Here is a 13,541-nt window from a genome sequence, read left to right as displayed (position 1 = left end):
GGATGGGGCCGCCGGCCGCGCGACCAGATTCATGATCGCGCGGGCTTCGGCCGCTCGGAGTCTCGGACATGGCCCAATTGTCGCCTAGCCGGAGCTGCCTGGCCGGGCGGTGCCGGCAGACGCCACGTCAGTACCGCACCGTGCGCTCACCGTCGGGTACGTCTCACCGTCGGACAGGTCTGACCATCCGGTGCGCGTCACGGCCCGATCCGCCCGGTCCGCACAGCGTCATCCGCGCGCAGCACCGTTTCCGCTGCCGCCTCGCCGGACCGGACGCATGCCGGGATGCCGACCCCGTCGTATCCCGCGCCAGCCAGTGCAAGGCCGGTGGGCAGCGCCCGGCGGGCGGCCGCGATCCGGTCCAGATGCCCGGGCAGATACTGCGGGAGCGCGTCGGGCCAGCGTGTCACCCGGCTGGCCCCCGGCCGGACCGTCAGCCCGGTCGCAGCGGCGAGCTCGGCCGCGACCACGCCGGCAAGCTCGACATCGCTCCGCTCGAGGTCACGGACGTCGCCGGCCCGCCCGACGCTTGCCCGCACGACGGTGAGGTCGGTACCGGCCGACAGATGCGGCCACTTCGCGGACACGAACGTAGCCGCCTTGACGACCCCGCCCGCACGCGGCGGCACCAGATAGCCGCTGCCGGGCGGTAGCCGCGCTCCCCGGTAGAGGAGGGTGGTCAACCCCACCGACACGTAGGGGACGGCGGCCAGCGGTGCGGCTGCGTGCGGCGCCACCCGCGCCAACAGGGCCCGGGCCACGGCCACGGGCACGGCGAGGATCACGGCGTCGGCATCGATCTCCCGTTCGCCCGACCCGCCGGCCCCCGGGGCGGCCGGTGTGTCGGAGGCGCCGGTATCCATGACGGTCAGCCGCCAGCCCGACGGCGTCCGGCCAACCGCACGGACGGTCGCGCCGAGCACGATCGTCGCCCCGCTGGTGTCCGCGACAGCTGCCGCGAACCGTCCGAGGCCACCACGGACCGAGGCGAACACCGGCGTTCCCGCGGGATCCGCGGGCGCGGTGCGGGCCCGGACCCGGTACGCCCCGAGCAACAGCGAGCGGTCCTCGGACATGATCGGTATCAGCTGCGGAACCGTGGCGCGCAGGGACATGGCATCGGCCCGCCCCGCGTACACCCCGCCCAGCAGCGGGTCGACGAGCCGCTCGACGATCTCGCGGCCGACCCGGGCACCCACATAGCCACCGACGGTGGGGTCGTCCGGCAGGATCGTACGAGGCAGCACCAGATCGGCGGCGGCGCGGAGCAGCCCGACCGGTGAGAGCACCCGGGAACGGATCAGGCCGATCGCGTCGGTCGGCACGCCGAGCAGGGTCCGCGGCGGCAGTGGCCGCAGCCGGCCGGAGATCAGCAGCGAGGCCGCGGTGGTCGCCGGATGAACGATGTCGTGGCCCATTCCCACATGCCGGGCAAGGCGCACGGCGTCCGGTACGCGGGTCAGGAACGACTCCGCACCCTCCTCGATGGGCATGCCTTCAAACGAGGTGGTCCGCAGTTTGCCTCCGACGCGGTCGCCGGACTCGACCACGGTGACCTCAGCCCGGCCCCGTAGCGCATGGGCGGCAGCCAGCCCCGCGATGCCCGCTCCGACCACGACGACCCGCATGTGGACCCGCTCCTCCCGATCGCGGCCGCCTGCCCGATGCGGCCGCCGCGGGTCCAGTCTCCCTCCGCGCCCGACGGTCGGGTCGGGCCGCCCGGCAATGTCACGGCGTCGGCGACCAAGAACGCCCGGCGCTGCGGGCTGTCAGGCGGTCAGGCCTCGTGAACCAGGTCCACGATGTGGGCGAGTACGCCGGGATCGGTCTGCGGGAGCACTCCGTGCCCGAGATTGAACACATGACCGCTCGCCTTGGCACCGCGGGCACACACGTCGTGGACCTTGTCCGCCAGGACGTCCACCGGCGCAAAGACCGCGGTCGGGTCGAGGTTGCCCTGGACCGCGCGACCCGGACCGATCCGCCGGGCGGCCTCGTCCAACGGAACCCGCCAGTCCACCCCGACGACGTCCGCACCGGCCTCGGCCATGGCGCCGAGCAGCTCGCCGGTGTTCACCCCGAAGTGGATGCGCGGGACGTCGGCATGGTCGAATGCACCAAGCACACGCTGGCTGTGCGGGAGCACGTAACGGCGGTAGTCGGCCTCATCCAGTGCCCCGGCCCACGAGTCGAACAGCTGGACTGCGCTCACACCCGCCTCGATCTGGACCCGCAGGTAGCCGATGGCAATGTCGGCAAGGCGTTCCAGCAGGTCGTGCCACAGCCGCGGCTCGGTGTACATGAGCTCCTTGGTCCGCGCGTGCGTCCGGCTCGGGCCACCCTCGACCAGGTAGCTGGCAAGGGTGAACGGCGCGCCGGAGAACCCGATCAACGGGATTGGCCCGAGCTCGCCGACGAGCGTGCGGACGGCGTCGGCGACATACGGCACGTCCTCGTCGCCGACCGGCCGCAGACGGGCGAGCGCACCGCGGTCGCGGACCGGCTCCGCGACGACCGGGCCGACCCCGGCGACGATGTCGATGTCCATGCCGATCGCGACGAGCGGCAGGACGATGTCGGAGAACAGGATCGCGGCATCGGTCCGGAACCGACGCACCGGCTGCAGAGTGATCTCGGTCACCATGGCCGCATCGCGGCAGGAGTCGAGCATGGCTGTCCCGGCGCGCAGCCGGCGATACTCCGGGAGCGCCCGGCCCGCCTGCCGCATGAACCACACGGGCGTGCGCTCAGTGGACTGACCGCGACACGCCCGTAGGAACGGCGCGTCGCGGAGTTCGGACTCTCCAGTGGGCGCGCCCGAGACTCCGCGCCCGGGCGCCGCTGCGCGGTACATGGCCTCGATGGTTGCATGCCGGACGCGCCGGGTGTTCAGGCGGCGACCTCGATCGCCGCGACGTCGGTCACGCTCCACCATCGCGGACCGACCGATCACAGCATGAGACCGGCCGGCGGATGAGGCGACGGACGGGGGCCACAGCATGGCAACCGGACCACGCACGGCCGCGGCCACGACTACCTTCGACATGACGTAGAAGAAAATACCGTGGAGGCCCGACCATGCCAGCTGCGAGCAACACCCGCACGAACAGAGGCGAGAAGAGGTTGCTCGCCACCGCGCAGGTTGTCTCGGTCGCCGAGGCAACGTCGTTCCTCCTGCTCCTGGTCGCAACGACGATCAAGTACGGTGCCGGCCACCCCGGCGGCGTCCGGATACTCGGTCCGATCCACGGCGGGCTCTTCCTCGCGTACTGCGCGATAATGATCGCACTGGCCCGGAGTCGGCGCTGGCCGATGTCGAAGACGCTGCTGGCGCTGGGTGCCGCCGTCCTGCCCATCGCCCCGTACATCGTGGAACGCCGGTGGCTGCACGTCCCCGCCGCGGGTCACCCACCGACGCCGGCCGGCAGCTCGACCACATCCGCGACAGCCCCGACGCCCGGTACCGCGCCCTGAGTTTAGTGGTCGATGCTCACCAAAGGCGACCAGCCGGACACCCATGGGCATGCACGACACGCCGGGGCCGAATGCGTGGCAATGGGGCAGGTCCGTGCCACCGTCAGGGACGGTCCGAATGGGATGGGAGGGTCCGTGATGTCCACACGAACCCTCCCGACGTGGACGTGACCTGGGAGTGGTGTTCGGATGGAACATGTCCATGTGGGCGCCGACGGGTTAACCCAACGGGTGTGCCCCGAGTGCGGTGACATACGCGATTTCGAGCAACCGCCGTGTTCGGACGGGCACGGGGCGGAGTGTCCCGACCGGGCATGTGTCGAGTGCGGAACGGCGCTGTTCGTCGATCAACAGCAGGTCCCCGCCAGGCCGGGCCGGGCGTCGGTGGGGGTAGCACCGCGGTCCACCGGCCATCCGATCCCGCACCGGTCCCGCTATGTCGCCTGATCGGGTGTCAGGCGCGGGCAGGCGTATGCATGCCCGGTCTGCTGCCCGGTCTGCTCGCCCGGTCGCCCACGCTCTGTCGCGCGCCTGCGGTCCGGACGTCCTAACGTGACGTCCATGGGCGCATCGCTGTCTCCGGAGGGCGTGCCGACAGCCTTCGTGGCCGCTACAGCCGCACTACGGGACGCGTTGGGGCGGGTGCGGTCAGAGATTGCCGTACACGAGCTCCAAGCACCTACCAGGCTGGCGCCGTATGCGTTCGCCATCGCCGGTGGCCTGGTGTGCGACGGTGACGAGGCCGCCTCCGGGCGTCTGATCCTCCTCGTCGATCCGATCGGGCACAGCGCCTGGGAAGGCACCGCACGGTTCGTCTGCTATGCCCGGGCGGCTGTCGATCCCGAGATCGCCGTGGACCCGTGCCTGCCCGAGGTCGCCTGGTCGTGGGTGCGCGAGGCGCTGGAAGCGAACCAGGCCGCCTACCGCGCGATGGGCGGCACCGTGACCATCACGAACTCGAGGCGGTTCGGCGTTCTCGCCACGGACGGCGACAGCTCGGATGTGGAGGTGCGCTGCTCGTGGTCGCCGGACTGGGCCGAGACGACCGGTGCCGCCGGTCGCCGTGGGTGGCGTCCGACGGAGGCCGTGGCCCAACTGCATGCCTTCGCGGACCTGCTCGCCGCCATGGCCGGTCTGCCACCGCGGGTCTGCGGAGTGGTGCCGCTGCCCACCCGCCGCGACTAGGAGCGCCCGGCAACGTGGGTCACGGGGTCACGGGGTCACGGCTGGGAACAGTACCGACCGACGCAGAATTGTGATCATGGCGCTCATCATCTCACCATCGCAGGTCATAGTCGAGAACGCTCCGCGCCTGCATGGATGCCAACGGTAAAATTGATCACCCATCCCGGCACCAATCACGGGTCCACAGCGATTTGACCCGGCCTCGTCCGCCCGAGTGCCGTTCGCAGCAGCTACTTGAGACGTACCATCGCCGATCGTGACGTCGACGGTTCCGGACTCATCGCACCAGCAGGGCCACGATCCAGATGGCGGCGCCGAGCAGGCTCGACCGCTACTGGAGCCGTCCGAAGGCATCCCCTCGGTCGTCGTCGACGAGCCTTCGCTGCGCGCTGCCGCGGCGCGGCTGGCCGCCGGGACCGGTCCGGTGGCCTTCGACGCCGAACGGGCCTCGGGGTACCGGTACAGCCAACGGGCCTATCTGGTCCAGATCCGCCGCCGCGGATCTGGAACCCACCTCGTCGACCCGATCGCGGTGCCCGACCTGTCCTGCGTCCAGGACGCCGTCGGTACCGCCGAGTGGGTCCTGCACGCCGCCAACCAGGACCTGCCCTGCCTGGCCGAGATCGGCCTGCGGCCCACCACGCTGTTCGACACCGAGCTTGCCGGCCGGCTGCTGGGTTACGAGCGGGTAGGCCTTGGGATCATGGTCGAGAAGGTGCTGGGCTTCTCGCTCGAGAAGGGACATTCGGCGGCCGACTGGTCGACCAGGCCGTTACCGGAACCGTGGTTGCGCTATGCCGCGCTCGACGTCGAGCTGCTCATCGAGTTGCGCGACGCCCTGCACGGCGAGCTTGCGGCGCAGGACAAGCTGCGGTTCGCCCGCGAGGAGTTCGCCGCGATCGCCGCGGCTCCGCCCCGTGAGCCGCGGCCGGAACTGTGGCGGCGTACCAGCGGGATCCACCGGGTCCGCAACCGTCGCCAGCTCGCCGCGGTCCGCTCGATGTGGACGACCCGGGATCGGATCGCCCGCGAACGGGACATCGCTCCTGGACGGGTGCTTCCCGACAGCGCGATCATCGACGCGGTCCTGCGCAACCCCGCGGACGTCGAGGCCCTGACCCAGCTGTCGATCTTCTCCGGCCCGCGGCTGCGCCGAACCGCGCGGACCTGGTTCACCGCGCTACGGGAAGCCGCCGGGCTGCCCGAGGGCGCCCTGCCGCAGGCCGTCGCGGCCGGCGGCGACGGCCTGCCGCCGCCGAGTCGCTGGGCCGACCGTGATCCGGTGGCGGCCGCCCGCCTCGCCCGGGTCCGCGCCTGCCTGGGCGCCATCGCCACCGAGCGAACCATGCCGGTGGAGAACCTGTTGGAGCCGGCCCTCGCCCGCCGGCTCGCCTGGTCACCACCGGCGGCCCCGGCGGCGCCGGCGGAAGCTGAGATCGTCGCGGAGCTGCTGCGTGCCGGCGGCGCCCGGCCATGGCAGGTGGAGCTCACCGCCGGCCCGATCGCGAGCTGCCTGCCAGATCCACCGGAACTGCCAGATCCACCGGAACTGCCAGATCCACCGGAACAGGCCGAGCCGCCAGAACGGGCCGAGCCGCCAGAACGGGCCGAGCCGCCAGAACTGCCAGAACCGCCGGCGGGACCAGCAGGGTTACCCATTGGTAACAACCTGCCGTAGGCTTCGGGGTGTCGGCGAGCACGTCGGCACCGGCTTTGTCCGGGTCCCCCGGTCAGGAGGCACAGGTGTTCCTAGCTGCCAGGGACTCCGTCCGCGACGTCGTGTTCGTCGACGGCGTCCGCACCCCCTTCGGCAAGGCGAAGGGGGTCTATTCCGAGACACGCGCGGACGATCTCATCGTCAGGGTCATCCGCGAACTGCTGCGGCGCAACCCGTCGCTGCCGGCCGACCGGATCGACGAGGTGGCGATCGCCGCCACCACCCAGATCGGCGATCAGGGCCTGACCATCGGCCGGGTCGCGGCGATCCTGTCCGGTCTGCCGCAGTCCGTACCCGGCTACGCCGTCGACCGGATGTGCGCCGGGGCGGTCACCGCGGTCACGACGACCGCGTCCGCGATCGCCGTCGGCGCCTACGACGTCGCGATCGCCGGCGGGGTCGAGCACATGGGCCGCCACCCGATGGGCGAAGGCGCCGACCCCAACCCCCGTTTCGTCTCCGAGCGGCTGGTCGACCTCTCCGCGCTGGTCATGGGGCAGACCGCGGAGAACGTGCACGACCGCTACCCGACGATCACAAAGGCGCGGGCGGACGCATACGCCCTCGCCTCCCAGCAGAAGGTGGCCAAGGCCTACGCGGACGGCCGGCTCCAACCCGATCTCGTTCCGGTAGCGGCCCGGCACGTCGACAGTGGCTGGGATCTCGTGACGAGCGACGAACCACCGCGCCCGGACACGACGCCCGCCGGACTCGCCGGCCTCAAGACCCCGTTCCGCCCCCACGGCCGGGTGACCGCGGGTAACGCGGCGGGCATCAACGACGGCGCGACCGGATGCATACTCGCCGCCGCGGACGTCGCCGGGGAACTCGGTCTCACCGCGAAGATGTCCCTGGTCGGCTTCGCCTTCGCCGGCGTCGAACCCCACGTGATGGGGGTCGGGCCGATCCCGTCCACCGAGAAGGCCCTGGCCCGTACCGGCCTGTCCATCGACGACATCGGGCTGTTCGAGCTGAACGAGGCCTTCGCCGTCCAGGTACTGGCCTTCCTCGACCACTTCGGCATCGCGCAGGACGACCCGCGGGTGAACCCCTACGGCGGCGCGATCGCCCTGGGGCATCCGCTGGCCGCCAGCGGCGTACGGCTGATGACCCAGCTCGCCCACCAGTTCGCCGAGCGTCCCGACGTCCGTTACGGACTCACCGCCATGTGCGTCGGCCTCGGCATGGGCGCCACGACCATCTGGTCGAACCCGCATTTCATCGACGCGGCGGACGCGGCGGACACGGCGGACGCGGCTGGAGAGCCGAAGGGCGCGCGACGATCGTCAGATCGCGCGCCCGCAGGCCGCAGTCCCCGGAGCGCTAACGGGACGGGAGCGGCAACATGAGCTCGACCGACACGCCGACCCTCGATCATCCGGGCGAGGTGGTGACGCACGCCCACGTCCGTTACGTGCAGGTACCGGAGGTCGCGGGGCCGATTGCGCTCATCACCCTTGACAACGGCATGGACCACACTCGGCCGTCGACCTTCGGCCCCACCGGGCTGCGCAACCTGCTCGCCGCCGCGGCTGAGATCGAGGCGCACGCCCCGGCCGTGTCGGCCGTCGCCGTCACCGGCAAGCCGTTCGTCTTCCATGTCGGCGCCGACCTGTCCTTCCGGTCGTCGTTCACCGATCCGCGGGCAATCCGGCCTGCCATCCACGCGTTGAGCGAGCTCGGGCACACCGCGATGCGCCGGATCGGCGCGGGACGCCTGGCCGGCGCCAGGGTGCCCACCTTCGCGCTGATCAACGGCGCGGCCATGGGCGGCGGCCTGGAACTGGCGCTGCACTGTGACTACCGGGCGGTCTCCGGCGCGGTCGCGGCGTTGGCCCTGCCCGAGGTCTTCCTCGGTGTGGTCCCGGGGTGGGGCGGAACCCAGCTGCTCCCGAACCTGGTCGGCGCGGACAGGGCGGTCACCATCGCCATCGAGAACCCACTGAGCCAGAACAGGATGCTCAACGCCGCTGCGGCGGTCGAGCTCGGCCTCGCCGACGTGCTCCTGGAACCGGCGGACTTCCTGGAAGAGGCCCTGCGCTGGGCGGGTCAGGTCATCCGCGGTGAGATCGACCCGGCCGCCGCGCGGACGCCGGTACGGCGCGGGCAGGCCTGGGCCGACGCGGTCGCCCGTGGCCGGGGGTTGGCCGACGCCAAGCTGCACGGCGCCGCACCCGCGGCCTATCGCGCGTTGGACCTGATCGAGCTCGCCGAGACCGCCGATCTCGACTCCGGCCTTGCCGCCGAGGCCGACGCGCTCGCAGACGTCGCCGTCACCGAGGAGCTGGCTGCCAGCCTTTACGCCTTCGACCTGGTACAGAAACGGGCGAGGCGTCCAGTCGGTGGGCCGGACGCTTCGCTGGCCCGCCCGGTCACCAAGGTCGGTGTGGTGGGCGCAGGCCTGATGGCGAGCCAGCTCGCGCTGCTGTTCGCCCGGCGCCTGGAGGTCCCGGTCGTGCTGACCGACGTCGACCAGGCCCGCCTTGACGCCGGTGTGGCCGCCGTCCACACCGAGATCGACAACCTGTCGGCCAGGGGGAGACTCTCCCCGGACGCTGCGTCGCGGCTGAAGGCGAGCGTGACCGGCTCGCTGGGCCTCACCGCGTTCACCGACGCAGACCTCGTCATCGAGGCCGTGTTCGAGGATCCCGCAGTCAAACGGCAGGTCCTGACCGACCTGGAGGCGGTACTCAGCCCCACGGCCCTGCTGCTGACCAACACCTCCGCCCTGTCGGTCAGCGAGATGGCGTCGGGGCTGGCGCATCCGCAGCGGGTCGCCGGGTTGCACTTCTTCAATCCGGTCGCCGTCCTGCCGCTGGTCGAGGTGGTCCGGGGCAGGCACACCGATGACGCGGCCATCGCCACCACCCTCGCGGTCGCGAAGAAGATCAAAAAAAATGCGGTGCTCACCACCGACACGCCTGCGTTCGCACTCAACCGCCTGCTCATTCGGTTCATGGGCGAGGTGCTCGGCGCGATCGAGGACGGTACTCCCCCAGCCGAGGCCGACCAGGCGCTGGAACCCCTCGGCCTGCCGATGTCCCCGCTGGCGCTGCTCGGGTTGGTGGGCCCGGCGGTTGTCCTCCACGTCGCCGAGACCCTCCACGCCGCCTATCCTGACCGCTTCGGCAAACCCGAAGGCCTTGCCCGGCTTGTCGCCGCCGGCCGGACCGGGGTCTACGCGGAGCACGGGGATCCGCATGAGATCGACCAGCAGGCCGCCGAACTCCTGCGGGTCCATGCCGACAGTGACGCCCCGGTGCCGACCGGTGAGCAGGTGCGGGAGGCGGCGCTGGCCGCGCTCGCCGAGGAGATCCGGATCATCCTCGACGACGGCGTGGTCGCCGAGGCGGCCGATGTGGACCTGTGCCTGATCCTCGGTGCCGGCTGGCCGTTCCACCTCGGCGGCATCACGCCGTATCTGGATCGCACCGGCGTCAGCGAGAAGATCACCGGCCGCCGTTTCAGCCCGCCGGGTGTAGCGAGCATTTCCTAGTTTCTGGGCTTCTGGGCTTCTGGGCTTCTGGGCGTGCGAGCAGAACCACGATCGCACGCCCTTTGTTCAACTAAGAGCGCCCGGGCGCGCGAAACAGCAATGTGGTGATGACCGCGCCCGGTAGGTCGGCGCATTCAGCACCGACATAGGTTATTTCGGGCGGTACCGGACACCCGGGTTCATAAAATGTGAGCGCACCGACCGATCAGCGGGGTGGCGGTCGGACCGGTGGCGGCGACCGTCCGGGTCCCTCGAGGGCGTTTGACTGATCGCAATTCGACGGGCGACGTTCACTTCCCGGACACCGTCGTTTTATCCGGCGATCATATTTTCCGGACCATCCTCTCCTATCCTCCAGCACAGACAGAACGGTCAGGTCCGGTACAGACCGAAAGGCCGCCGTTAACGGGGGAAAACGGAGGCGACGGGTGCCACGTCAGCTCATGCGACATAGACTCATCGAAGCGGCGACCCAGGTTATTCGCACCCGCGGGCTGGCGGTTGCGACATCCAAGGAGATTGCGCGCGAAGCCAACGTGGCCGTGGGCAGCATATACAATCATTTTGTCGACAAAACGGACCTCATTACCGCGGTGATGCTCGAAGGCCTGCCAACCCTCGACGACGCGCTGGACCAGCTTCGGCTCCGCGTCGGGCGCGGGACGGTACAGGGCAACCTCGAGGAGCTGTCACAGGCTGCAATCATGTTCTTCGCGCAGTACCTGCCGCTGGCCGGGGGGCTGTTCACCGACGCCGAACTGCACGCGGCGGTCCGAACGAAGCTCATCACCGACCGTCGCGATCTGTCCACGGTTCACGATGGCGTGGCGTACTATCTCGCTCAGGAACAGCAGATCAGCCGGATCAACCGGAACGTCGACCCCACTGTCGCCGCTGCGGTTCTGCTGGGCGCATGCAGCCAGTATGCGCTGCTCACCCACATGTCCCGGCCAGACGCCCTGCCCGAAGCGGTCCGGTACGCCACGCTCACGGTGTTCATGATTCTCCCCGCGCTCGAACCGGATATCGCGGGAACCTGCTGACACGGATTACGGGGAACCCGGCTGACACAGATTACGGGGAACCCGGCTGACACAGGTTACGGGGAACCCGAGGGTGGGGTTGCCGGAACGTGCCCGGTGAGCTGCCGGTCCGTACCTGCGGGCGGACCAGCTGACGGCGCGGGCTCCGGTGGATGTGCCGTCCACCACGCGGGCTCCAGCCGAAGTCCGGTGAGGGTGTCCGTCTCGTCCCAACGCTCGTGGTCGATCAGGAGTCGCAGCAGTCGGAAGCCCTCCTCAGCCTGGGCGGTCTCCGCCTGCACGCTTGCCGGCGGCGTGCCGGCTCCAGCCCGGGCATGGCGCATCGCGGCCGCCAGCTCACCGGTGGACGCGTCCGTCCGGACGGCGGGCTGACCGAGCCGACGCGCGAGGCCGGCGAGCTTGGCCTCGTGTGCGACCGCGACCACCGGGGTCCCCGCGGCGGCGCCGGCGACGAGCGCGTGGAAGCGCATCGCGACGAGCAACCTGGCCGAGGCGGCGCTCGCCCGCGCCTCGGTCAGGTCCGCCGGCGGTGGCAGGACAATGCTGCCGTCAAGGCGAGTCTGCAGATATGCCGCTACCGCATGGTCGTCCGTTCCCGTGGTACCGACACCGACCTGCCACGGCTGGAGAAGTACCTGTAGCCCGTCGGCGGCCTGCTCGGTGAGGGCATCCGCGAGCCGGTCGAGCAACGACCACAGCTCCCGTCCGCTCGCCGCTAAATGACTGAGTGCAACCAGAATCGTGTCGTCACGGCCACTGTGCCGGCTCCCGGTACTGTGCCGGCTCCCGGTACTGTGCCGGCTCCCGGTACTGTGCCGACCCCCGGTATGCAGGGGTGGGTTCAGCAACGTCCACGCGGGGTCGGAGCCGACCCGAAACGGTGTCGGTGCCCCGCAGTTACCCAGCAGGTGAGCGGACTCCTCGTCGCGGAGAACGAGAAGGTCGATCCGGCGGACCAGCTCGCGGGCAAGCCGTCGCGAGACGGGATCAGGCAGCAGACCGGCACCGACACCGACCGCGGCCACCCGACGTCCCAGCGTTCGCGCCGAGCTGACAAGCGCGAGCGAGCGCATCAACAGCGAACGCTGCGAACGGCCCGCGCTCGGGTGCAGCGTCTTGAAAATCGTTCCGCCACCGAGGACGAGCACATCCGCACCCACAAGCGCCTGGCCGACCGCCCACAGGTCGCCACTGTCGACGGCGTCACATCCATAGGTATGTTCGGTCCATCCTGGACGGGCTGTAGTGACCACGATGTCACAGTCCGACAGCGCCCGCAGGAACGCCTGCAGCAGCGCTTCGTCGCCCGGATTACGCTGTCCGAACGCGCCGGCCAACAGCACCCTTGCCACCGGTCACCTCCTCGTAGAGATCGAGATGACGACTGGCCACGGTGGGCCAGGACCTACCGTCGGCGAGGAAAGCGTTCGCCGTGCGGATCCGGTCGAGTTGCGCCTGGTCCCGCGCGAGTTCCCGCAACCGGTCAGCAAGCGCCGCGGGCGTTCCCGGTATGGTCATCAGCGGCGGGGCGCCGACGCAGTCGGCCAGCGCATGTGAGAGCAGTACCGGGGTTCGGTAACCGAACGCCAGAGCCAGGACGCCGCTGCTCGCGTGGGGTTTCGGATACGGCAGCAACGCGAGGTCGGCGGCTGCGAACCACTTGCCAACCTGCTCTTCCGGGACGTACCCGACGAACCGGACCGTCCCTGCGAACCGTTCGCGAAGCCCGTCCGCGTAGTTACCCGTTCCGGTCATCCGCGGATGGTCACCCCCGGCAACCACAAGCTGGACGGTGTCACCGGCCAACGCGGCAGCCTCGCAGGCAAGCTCGAGGCCCTTGTAGGGCGCGACAAAGCCGAAGCACAAAACGGTCAGCCGACCGTCCAGGCCAAGCGCGAGCCGGCTGTCCCGGCGATCCGGGGTGAGAAGTTCCTCGATCCCATGTGGGATGAGTACGGCGGACGGTACGACATCGGTGAACGCACGTTCGTGGACAACGACCGCGTCGGCGAGCCGGCTGACCGCATGCTGCAGGCCGGCAAGCCCGCCGCGCGCCACCGGGGCCGGTACCGTTACCCGGTGCATCCGCGTGTACTCCGGTGTGACGTCCTGAGGTGAGACCACCTGGTGCATGGTGACGACAACCGCAGGTCGGCCACGCCGCCGGGCAGACAGCGCCGTCACCAGGGACGGCAGCGCCGCCGCCCCACCGTAGAGGAACAGCTCGTGCTGCAGATGGATGATCGGAGCTCCGGTCTCACGCGCGGCCCGCCAGGCTGCCAGCAGCGACCACGGTCGGTCACCAAAAGACCGATGGATGGTGAGCACCGGGCCGTCACCGGAGACCGCCGCATCCGCCTCCACCATCTTGATCTTAGGAGCAACCACCGCGACCGTCGCGCCCGCGTCAACCAGCGACGTCGCCAGATTCGCGGCATAGGACGCGACACCGCTCGACCCTGCGTGCTTCGCGCCCCGCGGGGGATAGGGCGCCACCAGTGCTACATCAGGCCGCGACATCGACCACTCGCTGACCTGTCATGAGCGGTGCCGGCGCGACCCCTGGTGCGGCGGGGACGGGCGCCGGGACCGGCATCATCCGATGACGCAGCCACAATCGCAGTAG

Annotated in this window: 10 protein-coding genes; 6 read left to right on the top strand and 4 right to left on the bottom strand. The window is 70.4% G+C overall.

Features of this window, described 5'->3' with window-relative positions; translation table 11 throughout:
• Positions 1-197: 197 nt before the first annotated feature.
• The gene (gene hemG / locus U9979_RS11060) at positions 198-1,628 is read right to left on the bottom strand and encodes a protoporphyrinogen oxidase (protein ID WP_322779303.1); all 1,431 of its coding nucleotides are present in this window, start codon (positions 1,626-1,628) and stop codon (positions 198-200) included.
• A 149-nt stretch (positions 1,629-1,777) separates the two neighbouring features.
• Positions 1,778-2,854, bottom strand: coding sequence for a uroporphyrinogen decarboxylase (gene hemE / locus U9979_RS11055; RefSeq protein WP_322752725.1), 1,077 nt, complete (start codon positions 2,852-2,854; stop codon positions 1,778-1,780).
• A gap of 224 nt (positions 2,855-3,078) precedes the next feature.
• Here hemE and U9979_RS11050 point away from each other — a divergent pair, with 224 nt between their 5' ends.
• The 6 genes from U9979_RS11050 to U9979_RS11025 all read left to right on the top strand — a co-directional run bounded on the left by U9979_RS11050 (position 3,079) and on the right by U9979_RS11025 (position 10,915).
• Positions 3,079-3,474 carry a DUF3817 domain-containing protein gene (locus tag U9979_RS11050; protein ID WP_322779301.1) on the top strand — a complete coding sequence of 132 codons (396 nt, stop codon included), beginning with the start codon at positions 3,079-3,081 and terminating at the stop codon, positions 3,472-3,474.
• A gap of 561 nt (positions 3,475-4,035) precedes the next feature.
• A complete protein-coding gene (locus tag U9979_RS11045) occupies positions 4,036-4,659 on the top strand; it encodes a DUF3000 domain-containing protein (RefSeq protein WP_322779325.1) in 624 nt (207 codons plus the stop codon).
• Positions 4,660-4,915: 256 nt separating this feature from the next.
• Entirely contained in the window at positions 4,916-6,337 is a 1,422-nt protein-coding gene (locus U9979_RS11040; protein WP_322779300.1) for an HRDC domain-containing protein, read from the top strand.
• A 65-nt stretch (positions 6,338-6,402) separates the two neighbouring features.
• Positions 6,403-7,725 carry a thiolase family protein gene (locus tag U9979_RS11035; RefSeq protein WP_322779299.1) on the top strand — a complete coding sequence of 441 codons (1,323 nt, stop codon included), beginning with the start codon at positions 6,403-6,405 and terminating at the stop codon, positions 7,723-7,725.
• Positions 7,722-9,872 (top strand): 3-hydroxyacyl-CoA dehydrogenase NAD-binding domain-containing protein, encoded by a 2,151-nt coding sequence (locus U9979_RS11030; protein WP_322779298.1) that lies wholly within the window; start codon positions 7,722-7,724, stop codon positions 9,870-9,872. Before U9979_RS11035 ends, U9979_RS11030 begins: the two co-directional genes overlap by 4 nt.
• Before the next feature lie 428 nt (positions 9,873-10,300).
• Entirely contained in the window at positions 10,301-10,915 is a 615-nt protein-coding gene (locus U9979_RS11025; protein ID WP_322779297.1) for a TetR/AcrR family transcriptional regulator, read from the top strand.
• A gap of 56 nt (positions 10,916-10,971) precedes the next feature.
• On the opposite strand, the gene U9979_RS11020 is transcribed toward U9979_RS11025, so the two are convergent.
• Both U9979_RS11020 and U9979_RS11015 read right to left on the bottom strand, forming a co-directional pair.
• Complete coding sequence (locus tag U9979_RS11020; RefSeq protein WP_322779296.1) at positions 10,972-12,267, bottom strand: polysaccharide pyruvyl transferase family protein; 1,296 nt, start codon at positions 12,265-12,267, stop codon at positions 10,972-10,974.
• Positions 12,227-13,435, bottom strand: coding sequence for a glycosyltransferase (locus U9979_RS11015; RefSeq protein ID WP_322748206.1), 1,209 nt, complete (start codon positions 13,433-13,435; stop codon positions 12,227-12,229). Before U9979_RS11015 ends, U9979_RS11020 begins: the two co-directional genes overlap by 41 nt.
• Positions 13,436-13,541 lie beyond the last annotated feature (106 nt).

It is taken from the genome of Protofrankia sp. Cas4 (assembly GCF_963555915.1).
Classification (GTDB): Bacteria; Actinomycetota; Actinomycetes; order Frankiales; family Frankiaceae; genus Protofrankia.
The sequence above is the reverse complement of the archived record's forward strand: the minus strand, read 5'-3'. Positions and strand labels throughout refer to the sequence as shown.